We start from the raw sequence: 19,973 nt of genomic DNA on the forward strand, positions 1-19,973 counted from the left end.
TACATGACCACATCCACCCAACTTTGTCCTTGTGGCAGCAAACAACCGCTATCGGCTTGCTGCCGACCTGTCCATCTCGACCCGTGTCACGCACAGCACCCGGAGCAACTGATGCGCGCCCGATACAGCGCCCACGCTCTGGGTTTGGTTGATTTTGTCGTAGCGACCTATCATCCGAGCTGCGAGGCTGAACAGCACCGGGACGCCATCGCAGAGTCTGTTCACAGCGAGTGGCTGGAATTGGCAGTGATCAGCAGCGAAATTGCTGACAACGGCGAGGGATTTGTCGAATTCAAAGCCACTTATCGTGACGGTGACGAGACCTATTGCCTCCATGAAAAATCCCGCTTTGTCCGCGAACCTGTCGAAGAGCGCCTGCAATGGTTTTACATTGACGGTGACTGCCCGCACGCTGATGAACCAGAGATCCCGGCCGCCACAGCGCCAGCCGCGAGCAACAAGGTCGGACGCAACGATCCCTGCCCGTGCGCAAGCGGTAAAAAATTCAAGAAGTGCTGCGGCTAAGTTAGCCTTCGGCACGATCTGGTGCCTGCGGGATCCCGTCAGGCGCCATCAACATCTCCCTTCATTTCCCTTCCTTAGCCTACACATGCTTCAATCGCCAACGCGATATGACATTACATTCACTTTCACCCGTTTTTACGTCCCATCTCAGAGTTCTCCCTTCAAACCCAGTCCATTGATTATTTTTCACTCAATTCCTCATCCACATTGTCGATAAAACAAGCAAGCCCACCACAAGAGACTGTGAGATGATTCACCCTAATCAACGACTGCCCCTGACGGCGCAAAAACAACTGAAGAAAGTTACGCAAGCCTCCCTGATTGATGAGCGCAAACAAAAAGTTGCCGAACCGGAGAAAGAAACCCAGAACAATCCGCATGACCCACCGAAAAAACGTCGCCGCAAAGGACTGCTCGATATCTATGTCTAGCTCCAGGCCCAACAGAATCGTAACCTGCTCCCGTAGCCTTGTTTCCGGCAACTGTGCAATATTGCCGGAGACCTGGCCCCGCCCTTCCACCCTGAATACATGCCCCGGGAAGTTCCTCCAGCGCAACAGAGATTTCACTTAATTTTATCTTTCGGCAAAAATCCTGTTGCAAAATGAAATCAGCTTGGTTAGTGTGAATAACAAGCAACGAGTAAATAACGATTTAATCAGAGTAAATATTTATGCGTATCAATATGGTTAGCCTACATCATCACCATCATCATCCTGACTAGTCTTTCGGGAGGATACGCCTCACTCTGGAAGACGACAGCACCCTCTTCCAGCGCTCAATCGAAGCCACCAATTTCAGGGCCCTTGGAAGAACTTTCTTCCGAGGGCTTTTTCGTTTTCAGGCCATAAAAAATTATTGAATACAGGGATATACCAATGCAGACACAACGACTACGAATTGCAATTCAGAAAAAAGGACGCTTGAGCAAAGAGTGCCAGGACCTGCTGCGCCGCTGCGGTGTGAAGTTCAACCTGATTGGGGAGCGCCTGGTCGTTCACTCCGAAAACATGCCGATTGATCTGCTGCTGGTCCGTGATGACGATATTCCTGGCCTGATCATGGATGGCGTCGTCGATCTAGGGGTCATTGGCGAAAACGAGCTCGAGGAAGTCGGCCTTGAGCGCGCCGCTCTGAATGAACCGTGCGACTATGAATTGCTGCGCCGTTTAGACTTCGGCGGCTGCCGCCTGTCGATTGCGATCGACAAAGACGCCGAATACACCGGTCCGCAAGACCTGCAAGGCAAGCGCATTGCCACCACCTACCCGCAGTTGGTCAAGCGCTACATGGACGAGCAGGGCGTGAAGTTCAGCCACTGTCTGCTGAACGGCTCGGTGGAAGTTGCCCCGCGAGCTGGCCTCGCCGATGCCATCTGTGATTTGGTCTCGACCGGTGCCACACTTGAAGCCAACGGCCTGAAAGAAGTCGAAGTGATCCTGCGCTCCAAGGCCGTGCTGATCCAGCGTCCCGGCGCGTTCAGCGCGGAAAAGCAAGCCCTGATTGAGCGCCTGCTGACCCGGATGCAGGGCGTGCTGCAAGCCAAGGAATCCAAATACATCATGCTGCACGCGCCGACCGACTGTCTGGAAAAAATTATCGCCCTGCTGCCGGGTGCGGAAGACCCGACGGTTCTGCCGCTGGCCGCCGACAAACAGCGCGTTGCCGTACATCTGGTCAGTGCCGAGAACCTGTTCTGGGAAACCATGGAGCAGCTCAAAGCACTCGGCGCCAGCTCAATCCTGGTGCTGCCGATTGAGAAGATGATGGAGTGATGTGATGAAAACTGTAGTCTGGCAATCCCTCAGCGACGCGCAGCGCGAGTCACTCCTGCAGCGCCCGGCCATTGCCGCCGGCGCTGATATCTCTGCTACCGTGGCCGGCGTCATCAATGATGTCCGTCAGCGCGGCGATGAAGCCCTGCTGGATCTGACTGAAAAATTCGATCGGGTGCGCCCGGCGAACATCCGCGTCAGCCAGGATGAAATCGAAGCCGCCGCAGCGCGCCTCAGCGAAAATATGAAGCAGGCGCTGCAACAGGCATACCGCAATATCAAGATGTTTCACAAGGCGCAAAAGCCAGCGCCACTCAGAGTTGAAACCCAGCCCGGTGTGATTTGCGAGCAGGTCACCCGTGCCATCAACTCGGTGGGCCTTTATATCCCGGGCGGCAGTGCGCCGCTGCCGTCCACCGTGCTGATGCTCGGTGTCCCAGCCCAGATTGCCGGATGCCGCAAAGTGGTGCTGTGTTCGCCGCCCCCGATTGCCGATGAAATCCTGTATGTCGCCCAACTGTGCGGGATTGATGAAGTCTATAATGTTGGAGGGGCCCAGGCTGTGGCTGCCATGGCTTACGGGACGGAGAGCGTGACCAAGGTGGATAAGATCTTTGGCCCTGGCAACGCCTATGTCACCGAAGCCAAACGCCAGGTCAGCAACGATTTTCGCGGCGCGGCGATCGACATGCCGGCCGGACCGTCCGAAGTGCTGGTGATTGCCGACGGCACGGCTGATCCGGATTTCATTGCCGCCGATCTCCTGAGCCAGGCCGAACATGGTCCGGACTCCCAGGTGGTGCTGGTCACGCCGGAGCCGAGCCTGGCCGATCGGGTCGCCGATGCCATTCAGCAGCAACTGAAAGCGCTGCCCCGCGCCGACATCGCCCGCCAGGCTCTGGGATCAAGCCTGCTGATCATTGCTGATACCCTGACCCAGTGTGTGTCGATTTCCAATCACTATGGTCCGGAGCACCTGATTGTACAGACCCGAAACCCGCGTGAACTGGTGTCTCAGCTCGACAATGCCGGTTCCATTTTCCTCGGCAGCTGGTCGCCGGAATCCGTGGGCGATTACGCCTCAGGAACCAACCACGTGTTGCCGACTTACGGGTATACTCGCACTTACTCCAGCCTCGGGCTGGCAGATTTCTCGAAACGGATGACCGTTCAGGAATTGTCGGCCAGCGGCTTGCAGCAGTTGGCCCCCACGGTCGTCACCATGGCTGAAGCCGAAGGCCTGGATGCCCACAAACGCGCGGTGACGATTCGGATTGAAAAATTACAACAAGCTCAGCCGGACGATTTGTCGCCGGCCAAGGAAGCCTAACCATGACGATTGCAAAACTTGCCCGTAAAACGGTCCGCAACCTGACCCCGTACCAATCAGCCCGTCGCCTCGGCGGGAGTGGGGATATCTGGCTCAACGCCAATGAATCGCCGTTTGCCAATGAATACAAGCTGCAATGCGATCGGCTCAACCGCTACAGCACCTGCCAGCCGCAGGAACTTATTCAGGCGTATGCCGACTATGCCAGGGTCTCGGCCGAGCAAGTCCTGACTTCCCGGGGTGCCGATGAAGGCATCGAGCTGCTGATCCGTACCTTCTGTGAGCCCAACACCGACAGCATCCTCTATTGCCCGCCGACGTACGGGATGTATGCCATCAGTGCTGAGACATTTGATATTGAAACCAAAGCGGTGCCGTTAACCGAAGATTGGCAGCTCGATCTGCCGGCCATCCGGGACAGCCTGGACCGCGTCAAACTGGTGTTCGTTTGTAGCCCCAACAACCCGACCGGCAACCTGATCGACCGTCGCGATATTGAAGCCCTGCTGGACATGACCGCCGACAAAGCCATTGTGGTGATGGATGAAGCCTACATCGATTTCTGCCCGGAAGCGTCCACCGTCGATCTGCTCGAGCGCTATCCGAACCTGGTGATCCTGCGCACCCTGTCCAAAGCGTTTGCTCTGGCCGGGCTACGCTGCGGCTTCACGCTGGCCAGCCCGGAAATTATCGAGCTGATGCTGAAGATCATCGCCCCTTACCCGGTGCCCGTTCCGGTCAGCGACATCGCTGTGCAAGCACTTGCTCCGGCCGGGCTGGCAAAAACCAAATTCCAGGTCCTGGATCTGAACGCCAACCGCGCTTACCTCCAGGCCGGGCTCAGCATGCTGGACGGCGTGACCGTCTTTGAAGGCTACGGCAACTACCTGTTGGTGAAATTCCCGGACGGCGACAGCCTGTTTAATGCCCTGTGGGAACACGGCATTATTCTGCGCCGCTCACCGGTCGAAAACTGCATCCGCATCAGTGTCGGTAACCGTGATGAATGTGAGAAAACCCTGGCCTTTATTCGCAAGCAACTGAGCCAGTGCTAAGCCGGATTAACATCGAAGGAAAAGATTGTGAGCAAGGAAAAAATACTCTTTATCGACCGCGACGGCACCCTGATTGTCGAGCCGCCGGAAGACTTTCAGGTCGACCGGCTGGACAAACTCCAGCTGGAGCCTTTCGTCATTCCGGCGCTGCTCCAGCTTCAGGAGGCTGGTTATACGCTGGTGATGGTCACCAATCAGGACGGATTGGGAACCGACAGCTACCCGCAGCCCGACTTTGATGCGCCGCACCAAATGATGATGGCGATCTTCTCCTCGCAAGGGGTCAAATTCGAAGACGTGCTGATCTGCCCGCACTTCGAGGAAGATAACTGTAGCTGCCGCAAACCCAAGCTGGGCATGGTGAAAGATTACCTCCAGAAAGGCCGGGTTGATTTCGCGCACTCGGCCGTGATCGGCGATCGCCCGACGGATCTGCAACTGGCAGACAACATGGCGATCCGCGGGATCCAGTACAACCCGAAAACCATGGGCTGGCCACAGATCGTCAAAGATCTCACCACCAACCCACGGATCGCCGAAGTGGTCCGCACCACCAAAGAGACCAACATCCGGGTGAAAGTGAACCTGGATGAAACCGGCGGCAATCAGATCCAGACCGGGCTGGGCTTTTTTGATCACATGCTGGATCAGATTGCCACCCACGGCGGTTTCCGCCTGGAGTTGAGCGTTGACGGCGACCTCCACATCGATGATCACCACAGTGTCGAAGATACGGCGCTGGCCCTGGGCCAAGCACTGAAAGAAGCGCTGGGTGACAAACGCGGCATCGGCCGTTTCGGCTTCAGCCTGCCGATGGACGAGTGTCTGGCCCAATGCGCGCTGGATCTGTCCGGTCGCCCGTACCTGAAGTTCGAGGCCGAGTTCAGTCGCGATCAGGTCGGCGATCTGTCCACTGAAATGGTGTCACACTTTTTTCGCTCACTGACCGATACACTGGCCTGTACCCTGCACCTCTCATCAACCGGTGACAACGATCACCACATTGTGGAGAGCCTGTTCAAAGCCTTTGGCCGTACTCTGCGTCAAGCGATCCGGGTTGAAGGCAACGAGCTACCGAGCAGTAAAGGAGTGCTGTAATGGATACCAATTCTCAGCGTATTGTCATCATCGATACCGGCTGCGCCAACGTCTCCTCGGTACGCTTCGCCATTGAGCGATTGGGCTACCAGGTGACGGTCAGCAAAGATCCGGAGGTAGTGCTAGCGGCAGACAAACTGTTTCTGCCCGGCGTCGGTACCGCCAGTGAAGCAATGCAGAATTTGCGCGATCGCGATCTGATTAAACTGATCAAGCAGATCAAACAACCAATGCTCGGGATCTGTCTGGGAATGCAACTGCTCGGGGTATTGTCAGAAGAACATGGCCAGAGCGGGAGCGAGCTGGTGACCTGCCTGGGTTTGTGTGACGCATCGGTGAAAAAAATGCAGACCGGCGAGTTGCCACTGCCGCACATGGGCTGGAATACCGTCACCCCGGTCGCCGGACATCCCTTGTTCAACAATATTCCGGCAGGCAGCTATTTCTACTTTGTTCACAGCTATGCCATTCCGGTATCTGATGAAGAGGCCCCGGCCGGATACACCATTGCGCGCTGTGAATACGGGCAGCCATTCAGTGCCGCCGTACAAAGCGGGAATTATTACGGCGTTCAGTTCCACCCGGAGCGCTCCAGTAAGGCCGGCGCCCAACTGATCAAAAACTTTTTAACGATGTGACTGAGTGACACAGCGCGATATCAAAAGGATTGAAGATGATTATTCCCGCACTTGATTTAATTGATGGCCAGGTTGTTCGCTTGTTTCAGGGCGACTATGGCCAGGTCACAGAGTATAAAGTCGACCCCGCCGAGCAGTTCCGGCACTACCATCAGGCTGGCGCCAACTGGCTGCACCTGGTGGATCTGACCGGGGCGAAAGATACCTCGGCCCGCCAGCTGGATCTGATCCGAGCGCTGCTGCAAAGCACCCCGGCCAACATCCAGATCGGCGGTGGCGTTCGCACCGAGCAGGACGTGGCCGACCTGCTGGATGCCGGTGCCCAGCGCGTGGTGATCGGCTCCACCGCGGTCAAACAGCCGGCGCTGGTCAAAAGCTGGATGGCAAAATACGACCCGGAGCACATTGTCCTGGCGCTGGATGTCAACATTGACGAAGCGGGTAACCGCCATGTTGCCGTCTCCGGCTGGCAAGAAGATTCCGGCGTCACCATTGAAGCGCTGCTGGAAGATTTTCTGACAGTCGGCCTGAAACATGTCCTGTGCACCGATATTTCCCGCGACGGCACGCTGGCCGGCTCCAATGTCGATCTCTATATCGACCTGTGTGCCCGCTACCCGCAAATCGATTTTCAGTCTTCCGGCGGCATCGGCAGCCTGGACGACATCGCCGCCCTCAAAGGCAGCGGGGTCGCCGGGGTGATCGTCGGCCGCGCCTTGCTGGATGGTAAATTCAGTGCCGAGCAGGCATTCCAGTGCTGGAACAGCTAACCAACGGAGAGAAGTCACATGTTAGCCAAACGTATTATTCCTTGCCTGGATGTCCGGGACGGCCAGGTCGTCAAAGGCGTCCAGTTTCGCAACCACGAAATCATCGGCGATATCGTCCCGCTGGCCAAACGCTATGCAGAAGAAGGTGCCGATGAGCTGGTCTTCTATGATATCACCGCGTCCAGCGACGGCCGGGTGGTCGATAAAAGCTGGGTCGCCCGGGTGGCTGAAGTCATTGATATTCCGTTCTGCGTTGCCGGCGGGATCAAATCCGCCGACGACGCCAGCCGGATCTTACAGTTCGGTGCCGACAAGGTGTCCATCAACTCCCCGGCCCTGGCGGATCCGAACCTGATCACCCAGTTGGCAGATAAGTTCGGCGTCCAGTGCATCGTGGTCGGCATCGACTCCTACTTTGATGCCGAAAGCGGCAAGTATCAGGTCTACCAATTCACCGGGGATGAGAAACGTACCCAAGCCACCCGCTGGGAGACCAAAGACTGGGTCGAGGAAGTTCAGCGTCGCGGCGCCGGTGAGATTGTGCTCAACATGATGAATCAGGACGGGGTCCGCAACGGCTATGACCTTGATCAGCTCAAGATGGTGCGCGAGGTGTGCCACGTGCCGCTGATTGCCTCCGGCGGGGCGGGAGAAATGGTCCATTTTGCCGAGGCCTTCCACCTGACCAATGTGGACGGCGCGCTGGCAGCATCAGTCTTCCATAAACAAATCATCAATATTGGTGAGCTAAAGACTTATTTGAAACAACAAGGTGTGGAGATCCGGCAATGAATCAGACGGCAAACATTAACTGGGAAAAAGTCGGTGGCCTGGTCCCGGCCGTGATCCAGGATGCGACCAGCGGACAAGTGCTGATGCTGGGTTATATGAACGATGAGGCCCTGGCCAAAACGCTGGAAACCCGTCAGGTGACCTTCTGGTCCCGCTCTAAAAATCGTCTGTGGACCAAGGGAGAGAGTTCAGGCAATGTGCTCCAACTTGACAGCATCCGGGTCGATTGCGATCAGGATACTCTACTGGTGACAGCTACCCCGGTCGGCCCAACCTGTCACCTGGGTACCCCGACCTGTTTTGACAGCAATGCCCCTTTGGTCGGCAGCGGGGAACAACCGGCACTGGTCTTTCTTCATCAACTGGAACAGGTGCTGGCAGCGCGTAAGCATGCCGATCCTGATTCTTCCTATACAGCCAGCCTCTACGCCCGTGGCACTAAGCGTATTTCGCAGAAAGTGGGCGAAGAAGGGGTTGAAGTCGCACTTGCGGCGACGTCGGGTGACAAGGCGGAGCTAGTATGTGAATCGGCCGATCTGCTGTATCACCTGATCGTGCTACTGCAGGATCAGGGCTTGTCCCTGTCTGATATCATGGCCAAGCTGCAGGAGCGCCATCAATAAACGTCCGGGCGAGCGGGATCAAAAAAGCCTGAGGTGAACTCAGGCTTTTTTATGACAAATACCGGGATCGGCTTATCGCTCCAGCGCTTCTTTATAGTGGGTGCGGCAAACTGACACATAGCGATCATTGCCGCCAATCACCACCTGATCGCCATCGGCAATCGCCCGGCCGTGTTCGTCCATCCGAATCACCATATTGGCTTTACGGCCACAGTGACAGATGGTTTTCAGTTCGACCAGCTTATCAGCCCAGGCCAACAGATATTGGCTGCCTTCAAACAACTCGCCGCGGAAATCGCTGCGCAAACCATAACACAACACCGGAATATTCAGTTTATCGACCACTTCGGTCAGCTGGTAGACCTGCTTTTTGGTCAGGAACTGGCACTCGTCAATCAGCACACAGTCAATTTTCTGAGTGGCAGACATGTCCTGCAACCGGACGTACAAGTCATCGTCATCACTGAACAGTTCAGCTTCTTCTTCTAACCCGATCCGGGAACTCACTTTGCCTTTACCGAAGCGATCATCAATGGCCGCAGTGAAAATCACCGGCGTCATCCCACGCTCCCGATAGTTAAAGGATGACTGAAGTAATGTCGTCGATTTACCCGCATTCATTGCAGAGTAATAAAAATACATCTGGGCCATTCGGCTCCCCGTCTCAGGCAAAAAACTTGCGGAATCCTACAGAAAACCGCTTCGAAATAAAAGTACCGTAGCCCAAACACAAGCAAGCCCGCGATATTCGCGGGCTTATCGTGTGAGATGTGTCCAGCACCAGCCGTTAGTTTTTCAGTTTAACAGCCACAGAACTCGGACGACGGGACAGCCACAGCAGGCCCAGACAAACCAGAATAAAGCTGATCAGCGACGCCATAAAAGCCACCGCCACAGAGCTGGTCAGGCCCAGCACCAAGAAGCCGATGGCTGACACCAGGGCAACAGACAGCGCATAAGGCAGCTGCGTCGAGACGTGATCGATATGGTGGCAACGCGCCCCCGTCGAGGACAGAATCGTGGTATCTGATATTGGTGAGCAGTGATCACCGAACACCGAACCGGCCAGCACCGCGCCCAGCATCGGCAGCATCAGCGCAATCTCTGTTGCCGCCGCCAGATCACCGGCGATCGGCAGCATGATCCCGAAGGTTCCCCAGGAGGTTCCGGTCGAGAATGCCATCAGTCCGGCCAGCAGGAACAAGATCACCGGCAGCAACATTGGATTCAGGTTACCCTGAACCAGCGTCGACAGATATTTACCCGTAGCCATGTCGCTGATCACGCTCCCGATGCTCCAGGCGAACAGCAGGATCAGAATCGCCCCGAACATCGACTTGGCACCAATCCACATCGTCTGCGCAACATCACCCACCGCCAGGCGCTGGCGGAAAACCGGCACCAGCGAGGCCATCAGGCCGACAATCCCGCCGTACACCAATGATGTGCCGACATCGGTGTTCTCAAACGCGCCCAGGAGATTGAACGCCTGGCCATCAGCCGCCAAAGCCTGATACCCGGTGAAAATCATAAAAAAGAAGGTCGCCAGGATCAGCATCACAATCGGCATCACCAGATCGCCGACACGACCGTGCTCGCTCTCTTCGATTTCCAGCTCGTCATTCAGATCACGAGCCATGCTGTCATCATCACCTTCATCAAAGCCATGGCCGCGACAGGCTTCCAGTTCATGCTTTTTCATCGCACCGATATCCAACTGGAACCAGGCCACAACGAATACCATCAGCAGCGCGAATACCGCATAAAAGTTCATCGGTGCCAATTGCATAAATGCACTCAGCGGCGAATAGGCTGTCACGCCATGCGACACCAGAATGCCGCCAATCAGCGTAATGATATAGGCGCCCCAGCTCGATGCCGGCATCAGGACACACATCGGTGCCGCAGTCGAATCCAGAATATACGCCAGTTTAGCGCGGGAAACATAAAAGCGATCCGTCACCGGACGGGAGATCGAACCAACGGCCAGGCTATTAAAATAGTCATCGACAAAAATAAAGACGCCCAGAAAAGCCGCAAGCATTTTTGCGCCCCGTTTGCTCTTGATCTTGGTTTGCGCCCACTCCGCAAAGGCACGGGTACCGCCGGACAACGTCAGCAATGCCGTCATCATCCCCAGCAGCACCAGGAAGGCGACAATGCTCATGTTCCAGCTATTGATCGCCCCATCTTCAATAAACAGGCCTTTGGCGGTGGTGCCGATATAGCCCGCTGTCGCCGCGACGGAAAAATCCGTCAGCAACAATGCGCCCAGCAGCACACCAAAACCTAATGAAACGAGTACACGACGTGTCAGAATCGCCAGGCCCAACGCGACCAATGGCGGCAACAACGAAAGAGAGGAATGTGAAAAATCGATGATATTCATGATCTCTATGACAACCGAACTTGGTTGGAGATCTACTGCTGAACACGGCACGTTGCCGTGAGAGAAGAGCATTAGAAAAGGACTAGCCTTATTCCGGACCCCACAGTAGCGCTCCATAGTTAATGTAATTATATACTATGGCAGTGTTGCCCCTATTCGGTGACAACCCCAGCAAACCGGTTTGATAAGCCTGGTTTACTTCGGCATTGGCTCCTTTTGCTGGCTCTCGTCGGAATCACCCTCCAACCAGCTACTTTTAGACAATGCGCCTCTACCCTTAGTCAAGGAATGGTCAATTCTACGCACTCAGCGCTCATTTGCAACAAGTTAAAATGAAAAAATCAACAACATTAGTGAATAATTTTGCCGTATCGCGCAATAATTAATCAAAAAGTCAATCAAGCCCATCAAACAGAATATGAAACACATGGCAATAAAATAACCTGACTGCCAGCTGAATATTCAGACCATGGGATGAAGATCTTCATCCCGATTTATTAAAAATGAGGTTCAGCGAATCGAAATAAGGAAATTGATTTCAAGGTTGGATATTTTGTTTGGCATCAGGTGATTAAAAGTATTATTATTGCCATTATAGTTTTTTGACTGCTATTATTATTAAAAATAGTTGATGCCAACAGGAAAATTAAAATGTCTGATGCAATGAAAGCACTATTGAACCTGCGCAGCCTGCGTGCACTTTCTCGTGAATATACGCTGGAGCAACTTCAGGAAGCACTGGAAAAGCTGCAAACTGTTGTGACTGAGCGTGAAGAATCAGAAGCTGAAGAGCTGGCAAAAGAAAAAGAGCGTCAGGATAAACTGAACCAATACCGTGAAATGCTGATGGCTGATGGTATCGATCCTGAAGAACTACTGGCCACGCTGAGCAAAGCACCAAAATCAAAACGTGCTGCACGCCCTGCCAAATACAAATTTATCGACGAGAACGGTGAAGAGAAGACGTGGACCGGCCAAGGCCGTACACCTTCTGCGCTGAAGAAAGCCCTGGACGAAGGTAAATCTCTGGAAGATTTTGAAATCTAATATTCCAAAATCGTTCTCGTAAAAAAAGCCTGGTATGAGCCAGGCTTTTTTTATTGATTCATATCCCCAAAAAGTGGGAGATGGTGACTGATGGCGAACAATGCCCAAATGGCCTCACCTCACCGTCTGCCAAAATGTAAATAACCTGACTTTCACTCAGTTTATTCAGGCGATCTGAATCACAATAAAAGCCAGACACAAACATCCAGCTTTTTATTTCTCTGGAGTCATCGAATCTGATCGGCCAAATGGCTTACCGCCAAAGCGAAATAGTGTGAACGATTCCACTTCAGCAAGGTCTGGTAATTGTTATAGACCAAGTATGCCCTACCCTTATTATCATCCGGTTGAATAAGCCATGCTTGAATATCGACACGGGGTAACGCTTGGCCATTCAAACGACGAACGCCCAGACGCTGCCATTCAGCCAATGAGCGCCCTTTCGATTTCTCAACACCGAATAAGTCAGCATCGATACGGCTCGGTAGTTGCACTTGTCGGCCCCAGGTATATTGGTCATCCCATCCGGACTGATGCAGATAGTTGGCTGCAGAGGCGAAAACATCCGCTTCCGTTTCCCAGATATCAATACGACCGTCTTTATTCCCGTCAACCGCAAAGGATAAAAAGGAAGTCGGCATAAACTGTGGCTGTCCCATCGCACCAGCCCAGGAACCTTTCATTTTTTTCGGCGTAATATGGCCGGCATCCAATATTTCTAAGGCAGCCATCACCTGGTTGCGAAAAAATGCTTCCCGCCGGCCTTCATACGCCAGGGTTGATAAAGCTTCAATCACATTATAATTGCCCATCAACCGGCCAAAATTACTTTCAACGCCCCAAAGCGCCACAATAAATCGAGGCTGAACCCCCAAATGACGCCCGACGCGATCCAAAACCGCTTGATGCTGACGATAAAGCGCATTGGCCTGTGCGATTTTCCAGGCCGGTACCGCGCGAGGCAGATATTCATCCAGTGTCAGTTTACGTTCCGGCTGGTTTTTATCCGCTACAACGGCCCGCTCAATAAACTGGATGCCTTCAAAAGCAGAGTTGATAATCGACTCTGAAATTCCTTTTTCCCGAGCTTCGACTTTCAGCCCGCTTACATATTCATCAAATCCGACATCTGCCGCCCACGTTGACGTCGACAGACCTAATCCCAAGGCCACCAGGGCCGATATCAATCGCTTATACATAGTCACCTTCAGGTATTTCTTGCGGCTTTATCCGCTTTATACTGGTCCAGTAAATTAGTCACGGGTGGCGGGACTTGCAGATAGAAACCCACGGTTGAGAGTGATTCTTTGACTTTCCCAACATCAGCCAGTGCTAATTTACGTCCGTTGTCCAACTTCAGTACCATCACAAACTGTGGCGTACCAAACGTGGTCATCAGGTTTTCCGGGACGTCACTGAAATCATCTTTAGTCTTGATATACAGGTAAGTATTTTCTTTTTTCGGGCTTTTATAAATTGAACACAACATCAAAAGTCGCCTGTTTGTTTACGCGCTCACCTCACTGAGACCGCAATCTTCCAGGATCATTCCCTTCAATTGCCGCCCTTCGTCGGTGTCGATGAGAGCCTTGTCTGAATTTCCAACGCTAGAGCAAGGATAGCTTGCTGATATACCCTGGGGAATATAACATGCAAGTATCTATGTGATAACGCGCAGCACGGCTATTTTCGTAACAGTCATTGAATAAGTATGACAAAATCAGCAGAACTAAAAGGGAGTTCCTTTACACTCTCAGCCCTGCACCTGGTGGATGGGGACATTCAGAAGGCAACCGACTTCCTCAAAGACAAGGTCGAGCAGGCGCCTAATTTTTTCGCCGCGGCTCCCGTTGTGATTGACATCAGCCAGGCTGGCACCGCCATTGACTTCGCCGCCCTGCAGGCCGGGGTCAAGGATGCCGGGATGATCCCGGTCGGGATCAGTGGCTGCAAGAACGCCCTATTGCAAACCCAGGCGAAACAGGCCGGATTTGCGGTGATGAATGCCGCCCGCCAGGCGAAGGCGGCAGAGCCGGTAATGACGCCGACGAAAATTATTCGGACCCCGGTCCGGTCCGGACAGCAGATTTATGCCAAAAACAGCGATCTCATCATCATGAATCATGTCAGTGCAGGTGCGGAAGTCATCGCCGACGGATGCATCCATGTACTCGGAACATTACGCGGTCGCGCCATCGCCGGGGCCAGTGGACAGCAACAGGCACACATTTTTTGTCAGAATTTACAAGCCGAGCTGATTTCCATTGCCGGAAACTACTGGCTCAGTGATAAAATCAATCCTGAGTTCTGGGGTAAAGGTGTCGTTATCTCACTTGCTGAAAATAATTTGAACATTGAGCACCTGGCTTTATAAGGTTTAATAAGGAATTAATAGATGGCACGTATTATCGTTGTTACCTCCGGAAAGGGCGGCGTTGGTAAAACAACCTCCAGTGCAGCTATCGCATCCGGTCTTGCACTCAGCGGAAAAAAGACCGCAGTAATCGATTTTGATATCGGCTTGCGTAACCTGGATCTCATCATGGGTTGTGAGCGCCGAGTCGTTTATGATTTTGTCAATGTCATCAATGAAGAAGCAAACCTGAACCAGGCGCTGATCAAAGACAAACGCGTTGATAACCTGTATGTCCTGCCGGCTTCTCAGACCCGAGACAAAGACGCCCTGAGCCAGGAAGGGGTTGAACGTGTTCTGAAAGACCTCGACAAGATGGGGTTTGAATTTATTATCTGTGACTCACCGGCCGGAATCGAAAGCGGTGCCCTGATGGCGCTGTATTTTGCCGACGAGGCCATTGTCACCACCAACCCGGAAGTCTCTTCCGTTCGCGATTCCGACCGCATCCTGGGGATCCTGGATTCAAAATCGCTTCGGGCCGAACAAGGACTGGAGCCGGTGAAAACCCACCTGCTGCTGACACGCTATAACCCGGCCCGCGTGACACTCGGCGAAATGCTCAGTGTGACGGATGTTGAAGAAATTCTGCACATTCCGCTGTTGGGCGTCATCCCGGAAAGCCAGGCTGTGTTGAACGCCTCGAACAAAGGCGAACCGGTAATTTTTGACAAAGAGTCCGATGCGGGCATCGCGTACGGCGATACCGTCGGACGTTTGCTGGGTGAAGACCGCCCGTTCCGTTTCCTGGAGGAAGAGAAAAAAGGCTTCCTTAAACGCTTATTCGGAGGCTAAATCAGTATGGCTTTGCTTGAATTCTTCCGCCCCAAAAAAACAACGACCGCAACTGTGGCGAAAGAGAGGCTGCAAATTATCGTTGCAGAGCGACGGACATCCGCTCAAGGTACGCCTAGCTACTTGCCGCAGCTAAAGCAGGACATCCTTGAAGTGATCCGCAAATACGTTGAGATTACGCCAGACCAGGTCACCGTGAACCTGGATCAGCGCGAAGAAGACCTGTCGGTACTAGAGCTTAACGTCACATTACCAGACGAAGATAAATAAAAAATGCCCCGGCCAGACCGGGGCATTTTTTTATCTGTCCGTCACCGAGCTGCTCAGCCAATGCCGCAGGGCCCGGAACAGTGCGGGACTAGCGATCAAGCAACGGCAGCACTTTGTCCTCAAACAACGGCTTGCGCCAGGTCGCCAGCATTTCCGGCAGCGCGTCCTGGGGTCTTCCCTTCTTCCAGGCCCAGGAGATCAACTGGTTGACCTGCTTTTTCGACGCCAGAAATTCCGGTGCCAGCCCCGTCTGCGCTTCGACCTGGCTGACTTGATCTTTGATCAGTTTCACCAGCTGCTTATAACCCGGTAGATCCACCAGACGAACCACCAGCTCCGGATAGGCTTGCGGCGACATTTGTTCCACTTCCTGAACCATTTTCACCAGTCGGTTACCATGGCGCTGGATCTCCATCGGATCAAAGCCTTCTTTCGCCATCACCGCCTTGGACTGAATGTTAAACCGCGCCACTTTCCATAAATGGAGCTCTTTGACGATAAAGTTCAACGCCAGATCCCGCTTGCGTGCTTCCAGCACCCGCCACTTGGCCAGCTGTTGTAAGACGGCCAGTTGCTTGGGATCCAACTGCCAGGCATTTTTAATATCCAGATACGCTTTATCCGGGTCGAGTGTTTTCACCCGTTTGGCCATCAGGGTCTGGCATTCCTGAACCAGGGCTTCCTGCCAGCCCTTGGCTTCAACCTGCGCCCGAAGTTTCTCGTACAGCGGCAGCAGGTAGAACACATCTGCAGCGGCGTAATCGAGCTGCTTCGGCGTCAGCGGTCGCGCCAGCCAGTTGGTCCGGGCTTCCCCTTTATCCAGCTCAATCCCTAAGAAATCGTTCACCAGTGTCCCGAAACCTGTGGATACCCCGTAGCCGAGAAAAGCGGCCATCACCTGGGTATCGACCATCGGCTCCGGTAAGCAACCGGCGTAATACTGAAATACTTCCAGATCTTCACCGCAGGCGTGCAGAACCTTGGTGACCGCCGGATCCCGCAGCAGTGCCCACAACGGCGACAAATCATCCATCGCCAGCGGATCAATCAACGCCAGGCATTGACCGTCAAACAGCTGGATCAGCCCCAGTTTCGGGTACAGGGTACGGGTACGGACGAACTCGGTATCAAGCATCACAGCAGACTGGTGACGGGCCTGCTCGCACACGACCTGCAACCGCTCTGTTGTTGTTACAATTTCAAAATTCACAGCAAACCTTTACGTTGCGATCGAAAAGAAAGTGCCGGCATCATGCCGGCACTCCACAGCTCATTTATTGTAACCTGAAATCAGGACTTATGCTTCCTGCGCCTGCTTATCGGACTCTTCCCGCAGCGCACGGCGCAAGATTTTACCGACATTGGTTTTCGGCAGTTCATCGCGAAATTCCACCACTTTCGGCACTTTGTACCCGGTCAGGTGCTCGCGGCAATGCATCAGCAGTTCATCGCGGGTCAGACTCGGATCACGTTTCACCACGCAGACCTTCACCACTTCCCCCGAAGCACCGCTCGGCTGGCCAATTGCAGCCACTTCCAGCACCTTGCTGTGCAGCGCAACCACATCCTCAATTTCGTTCGGGTAGACATTGAAGCCGGAGACCAGAATCATATCTTTCTTGCGGTCAACAATATGCAGGAAACCATCCTCGTCAAACTTCACGATATCACCGGTCGACAACCAGCCATCGGCCGTCAGGACTTCTTTGGTCGCTTCCGGACGCTGCCAGTAACCCTGCATCACCTGCGGCCCACGGACCTGCAACTCACCCACCTGATCATTGCCCAGCAACTGTCCTTCATCATCGACGATGCGCACTTCCGTCGACGGCACCGGCAAGCCAATCGAGCCGTTATAATCAACCAAGTCATACGGATAAGCCGCCACCAGCGGGGAACACTCGGTCAGGCCGTAACCTTCGAGCAGGTAGTTGCCGGTGATTTGTTTCCATTTCTCAGCCACGGCGCGCTGGACCGCCATCCCGCCGCCAACGGACAGGCGCAGGTTGCTGAAGTCCAGCTCATGGAAATCTTCGTTGTTCACTAACGCATTAAACAGGGTGTTCACGCCCGTGATGGCCGTAAACGGATAACGCTGCAGCTCCTTGACGAAGGTCGGAATATCACGCGGGTTGGTGATCAGCAGGTTACGGCCGCCCATTTCAATAAACAGCAGGCAGTTCACCGTCAAGGCAAACACGTGGTACAGCGGCAACGCAGTGACGATCAGCTCGCGTCCTTCGGTCAGGACCGGTCCGTAGGCCCCTTTGGCCTGCATCACGTTGGCCAGCATGTTGCGGTGCGTCAGGATTGCACCTTTGGCAACCCCGGTCGTCCCGCCGGTGTATTGCAAGAAGGCCGTATCATCGCCGGACATAAACGGCTTCACATACTGCATCCGGCGGCCTTTGCGCAGCGCCATCCGCATGGAGGTCGCATGCGGCAAATGGTACTTGGGCACCATCTTCTTGATGTATTTGACCACGAAGTTCACCAGCGTGCCTTTCGGACGAGACAGCTGATCGCCCAGGCTGGTCAGCACCACATGTTTCACGCCGGTGTTTTTCACCACCGTTTCCAGCGTGTGGGCAAAGTTCGACACGATCACAATCGCTTTGGCACCGGAGTCATTCAGCTGGTGCTCCAGCTCACGCGGTGTATACAGCGGGTTAACGTTGACCACCACACAACCGGCACGGAGAATACCGAATAAAGCAATTGGGTATTGCAACAGGTTTGGCATCATGACCGCAACCCGGTCCCCTTTCTGCAACTTCAGCTCGTTTTGCAGATAGGCGGCAAAGGCGCGGCTGCGCTCTTCCAGTTTGCGGAAGGTCATCACCTGACCCATATTAATGAATGCCGTCTGATCCGCATATTTCTGTACAGACTGCTCAAACATTTCAACCAGGGACGGATAGCAATCCGGGTTGATCTCTGCCGGTACATCTGCCGGATAGCGGTTAAGCCAAACCTTATCCACTTTGCACTCTCCTTTTATGACATGGCGCTGGCGCCAGCTATGGCTGCATGGACGAATTTAAACAACTGTTTACCGAACCATTACAGCACAATTAACAAACAAGTAACAACTGATTAGACCAGTTATTTGAACTGGGATAGAAACTTTATGATTTGATCACACACCGCTTGCGGACTTTCGAGATGACAGTGATGGCCCCCGGCCACTTCAACCTGCTCGGCCCGCGGCAACCAGTCGAACCCGCCTTCGGGCTGTTTCAGACGGGTAAAACCATGCGCGCCGATAATGGACAACACCGGACAGCCGACCGCGCTCATCAGCGCTTTGGCCTGATCCTCGCTCATGCGATACAGGGAGTCACAGCGTAAGCGGCTGTCATGACGCCAGTACCACCCATGTTCATCACGACACAGGGCGCGCTTCACCAGGGGCGTCAACTGGGACGCTGACAGAGAATTTACCGCGCAACGCAGGGCCAGGGCTTCGTCGAAAGACCCCATCCGGCGGGAGGCAAAGCGCTCGGCGAACTCCCGGTAACGCTGGCGCCCTTTCAGCCCCTGGCGCAGGCGCTCAACCACCTGCTCCGGTGCTTCATATAACGGCGCCAGGCCTTCAATCAGCACCAGACCGGTGACCTGTTCCGGGTAAGCCGCGGCATAGCAACCACTGACCAGCGCGCCCAGAGAATGGCCCACCAGCACAATCTCCCGCGACGGAATCAACGCCATCAACTGATGTACATCATCCAGATAATCAAAGAAGTGATAATAATTATCCGCACTGCGGGACGGAGACCAGCCATGCCCAGGCCAATCGACCGCAACCCAGTGACAAGCTGGTGTCAGCCGGGAAAACAACGCATCAAAACTGGCGGCATTATCCTGCCAGCCATGTAAAAACAGCAGTAGGGGCCGTCCATCATCGGGTAACACGACCGGGGACGCTGTTTGCACCACGCCACCAGGGTGAGCAAATGAACTCAGCCCCGCCAGCGAAAGCTCAGCCAGCCGGAAGTTGGTCTCAAACATGTGCGATGGAATTTACTCAGAATGCGGTGTGACTGACGCGCAGACTACCACAATTGCAAGGATATGGCCCGATAATTCGTAATTTAAGGGGGAAAATGCGTGGATCATTGCTTATGATTCAGCCAGGTTGGTTAGGCGCGTTCAGACATAGACATCCACACCCACCAGGTCCGACAGGGCTTCTTTGCGGCTCTGATGCATCACGCCCAGATAGGTGTCGAGCGCCTCGCGGTGTTTGCCTTCCGGCTGGTCGTATTGAATATTGGCGTGGGCTTGTTGCAATAAAGCCGGATTTGCGACCGTTTTAGTAACCGCTTTCGCCCCCCCGGTCGGCTCAGCCGGTTGCGCAGAAGCAGCAGCGCGATCCGGTTTATGGACCGGATTTTTCTGGGTCGCCGGAATGGCGGTCGGTAAACGCGGAATTGACACCATAAGCAGGCCC

The 19,973-nt window shown here is 54.2% G+C and carries 22 protein-coding genes, 1 riboswitch and 1 other annotated feature; of the genes, 14 read left to right on the forward strand and 8 right to left on the reverse strand.

Features of this window, described 5'->3' with window-relative positions; genetic code table 11:
- The first annotated feature begins 3 nt into the window (after nucleotides 1-3).
- The 10 genes from VV869_RS01235 (at nucleotide 4) to hisIE (ending at nucleotide 8,606) form a co-directional block, all read left to right on the forward strand.
- Nucleotides 4-525, forward strand: coding sequence for a YchJ family metal-binding protein (locus VV869_RS01235; protein ID WP_337733206.1), 522 nt, complete (start codon nucleotides 4-6; stop codon nucleotides 523-525).
- A 248-nt stretch (nucleotides 526-773) separates the two neighbouring features.
- On the forward strand, nucleotides 774-956 hold the full coding sequence (locus VV869_RS01240) for a hypothetical protein (protein WP_261602140.1): 183 nt from the start codon (nucleotides 774-776) through the stop codon (nucleotides 954-956).
- Nucleotides 957-1,224: 268 nt separating this feature from the next.
- Nucleotides 1,225-1,363, forward strand: a sequence feature (His leader region).
- A 40-nt stretch (nucleotides 1,364-1,403) separates the two neighbouring features.
- The gene (gene hisG, locus VV869_RS01245) at nucleotides 1,404-2,300 is read left to right on the forward strand and encodes an ATP phosphoribosyltransferase (RefSeq protein ID WP_337733207.1); all 897 of its coding nucleotides are present in this window, start codon (nucleotides 1,404-1,406) and stop codon (nucleotides 2,298-2,300) included.
- A 4-nt stretch (nucleotides 2,301-2,304) separates the two neighbouring features.
- The gene (hisD, locus tag VV869_RS01250) at nucleotides 2,305-3,630 is read left to right on the forward strand and encodes a histidinol dehydrogenase (RefSeq protein WP_337733208.1); all 1,326 of its coding nucleotides are present in this window, start codon (nucleotides 2,305-2,307) and stop codon (nucleotides 3,628-3,630) included.
- 8 nt (nucleotides 3,631-3,638) lie between these two features.
- Entirely contained in the window at nucleotides 3,639-4,685 is a 1,047-nt protein-coding gene (gene hisC / locus VV869_RS01255) for a histidinol-phosphate transaminase (RefSeq protein ID WP_337733456.1), read from the forward strand.
- A 27-nt stretch (nucleotides 4,686-4,712) separates the two neighbouring features.
- Nucleotides 4,713-5,783, forward strand: a complete 1,071-nt coding sequence (gene hisB / locus VV869_RS01260) for a bifunctional histidinol-phosphatase/imidazoleglycerol-phosphate dehydratase HisB (protein WP_443147282.1) — start codon at nucleotides 4,713-4,715, stop codon at nucleotides 5,781-5,783.
- Nucleotides 5,783-6,421 carry an imidazole glycerol phosphate synthase subunit HisH gene (hisH, locus tag VV869_RS01265; RefSeq protein ID WP_337733209.1) on the forward strand — a complete coding sequence of 213 codons (639 nt, stop codon included), beginning with the start codon at nucleotides 5,783-5,785 and terminating at the stop codon, nucleotides 6,419-6,421. The genes hisB and hisH overlap by 1 nt, the downstream gene beginning before the upstream one ends.
- 35 nt (nucleotides 6,422-6,456) lie before the next feature.
- Nucleotides 6,457-7,191: a 1-(5-phosphoribosyl)-5-[(5-phosphoribosylamino)methylideneamino]imidazole-4-carboxamide isomerase gene (gene hisA, locus VV869_RS01270; RefSeq protein WP_337733210.1), complete on the forward strand. Its 735-nt coding sequence runs from the start codon at nucleotides 6,457-6,459 to the stop codon at nucleotides 7,189-7,191.
- An 18-nt stretch (nucleotides 7,192-7,209) separates the two neighbouring features.
- Nucleotides 7,210-7,983 (forward strand): imidazole glycerol phosphate synthase subunit HisF, encoded by a 774-nt coding sequence (gene hisF / locus VV869_RS01275; RefSeq protein ID WP_337733211.1) that lies wholly within the window; start codon nucleotides 7,210-7,212, stop codon nucleotides 7,981-7,983.
- Nucleotides 7,980-8,606, forward strand: coding sequence for a bifunctional phosphoribosyl-AMP cyclohydrolase/phosphoribosyl-ATP diphosphatase HisIE (gene hisIE / locus VV869_RS01280; protein WP_337733212.1), 627 nt, complete (start codon nucleotides 7,980-7,982; stop codon nucleotides 8,604-8,606). Before hisF ends, hisIE begins: the two co-directional genes overlap by 4 nt.
- A gap of 72 nt (nucleotides 8,607-8,678) precedes the next feature.
- On the opposite strand, the gene VV869_RS01285 is transcribed toward hisIE, so the two are convergent.
- The gene (locus VV869_RS01285; protein ID WP_337733213.1) at nucleotides 8,679-9,257 is read right to left on the reverse strand and encodes a thymidine kinase; all 579 of its coding nucleotides are present in this window, start codon (nucleotides 9,255-9,257) and stop codon (nucleotides 8,679-8,681) included.
- Nucleotides 9,258-9,393: 136 nt separating this feature from the next.
- Nucleotides 9,394-10,995, reverse strand: a complete 1,602-nt coding sequence (locus tag VV869_RS01290) for a Na+/H+ antiporter NhaC family protein (RefSeq protein WP_337733214.1) — start codon at nucleotides 10,993-10,995, stop codon at nucleotides 9,394-9,396.
- Between the two features lie 98 nt (nucleotides 10,996-11,093).
- A riboswitch (Lysine riboswitch) is annotated at nucleotides 11,094-11,277 on the reverse strand.
- Between the two features lie 369 nt (nucleotides 11,278-11,646).
- On the opposite strand from VV869_RS01290, the gene VV869_RS01295 reads away from it, so the two are divergent.
- Nucleotides 11,647-12,042 (forward strand): H-NS family histone-like protein, encoded by a 396-nt coding sequence (locus VV869_RS01295; RefSeq protein WP_337733215.1) that lies wholly within the window; start codon nucleotides 11,647-11,649, stop codon nucleotides 12,040-12,042.
- 227 nt (nucleotides 12,043-12,269) lie between these two features.
- On the opposite strand, the gene VV869_RS01300 is transcribed toward VV869_RS01295, so the two are convergent.
- Both VV869_RS01300 and VV869_RS01305 read right to left on the reverse strand, forming a co-directional pair.
- The gene (locus tag VV869_RS01300; protein ID WP_337733216.1) at nucleotides 12,270-13,241 is read right to left on the reverse strand and encodes a lytic murein transglycosylase; all 972 of its coding nucleotides are present in this window, start codon (nucleotides 13,239-13,241) and stop codon (nucleotides 12,270-12,272) included.
- Nucleotides 13,242-13,249: 8 nt separating this feature from the next.
- Nucleotides 13,250-13,531, reverse strand: a complete 282-nt coding sequence (locus VV869_RS01305; RefSeq protein ID WP_337733217.1) for a YcgL domain-containing protein — start codon at nucleotides 13,529-13,531, stop codon at nucleotides 13,250-13,252.
- Between the two features lie 222 nt (nucleotides 13,532-13,753).
- On the opposite strand from VV869_RS01305, the gene minC reads away from it, so the two are divergent.
- The 3 genes from minC to minE are packed head-to-tail and all read left to right on the forward strand — an operon-like array spanning nucleotide 13,754 to nucleotide 15,520.
- Nucleotides 13,754-14,416, forward strand: a complete 663-nt coding sequence (gene minC / locus VV869_RS01310; protein ID WP_337733218.1) for a septum site-determining protein MinC — start codon at nucleotides 13,754-13,756, stop codon at nucleotides 14,414-14,416.
- A 21-nt stretch (nucleotides 14,417-14,437) separates the two neighbouring features.
- On the forward strand, nucleotides 14,438-15,250 hold the full coding sequence (gene minD / locus VV869_RS01315; protein WP_337733219.1) for a septum site-determining protein MinD: 813 nt from the start codon (nucleotides 14,438-14,440) through the stop codon (nucleotides 15,248-15,250).
- 6 nt (nucleotides 15,251-15,256) lie between these two features.
- On the forward strand, nucleotides 15,257-15,520 hold the full coding sequence (minE, locus tag VV869_RS01320; protein WP_337733220.1) for a cell division topological specificity factor MinE: 264 nt from the start codon (nucleotides 15,257-15,259) through the stop codon (nucleotides 15,518-15,520).
- 88 nt (nucleotides 15,521-15,608) lie between these two features.
- Here the strand turns inward: minE and rnd are convergent, their stop codons facing one another.
- From rnd to VV869_RS01340, 4 genes are all read right to left on the reverse strand, one after another.
- The gene (gene rnd / locus VV869_RS01325; protein ID WP_337733221.1) at nucleotides 15,609-16,730 is read right to left on the reverse strand and encodes a ribonuclease D; all 1,122 of its coding nucleotides are present in this window, start codon (nucleotides 16,728-16,730) and stop codon (nucleotides 15,609-15,611) included.
- 87 nt (nucleotides 16,731-16,817) lie between these two features.
- Nucleotides 16,818-18,503 carry a long-chain-fatty-acid--CoA ligase FadD gene (gene fadD, locus VV869_RS01330; protein WP_337733222.1) on the reverse strand — a complete coding sequence of 562 codons (1,686 nt, stop codon included), beginning with the start codon at nucleotides 18,501-18,503 and terminating at the stop codon, nucleotides 16,818-16,820.
- Nucleotides 18,504-18,625: 122 nt separating this feature from the next.
- A complete protein-coding gene (locus tag VV869_RS01335; protein ID WP_337733223.1) occupies nucleotides 18,626-19,531 on the reverse strand; it encodes an alpha/beta fold hydrolase in 906 nt (301 codons plus the stop codon).
- A gap of 141 nt (nucleotides 19,532-19,672) precedes the next feature.
- Nucleotides 19,673-19,963, reverse strand: coding sequence for a hypothetical protein (locus tag VV869_RS01340; protein ID WP_337733224.1), 291 nt, complete (start codon nucleotides 19,961-19,963; stop codon nucleotides 19,673-19,675).
- Nucleotides 19,964-19,973: the final 10 nt, after the last annotated feature.

Source organism: Photobacterium sp. MCCC 1A19761 (assembly GCF_037389125.1).
In the GTDB taxonomy this organism is placed as follows: Bacteria; Pseudomonadota; Gammaproteobacteria; order Enterobacterales; family Vibrionaceae; genus Photobacterium.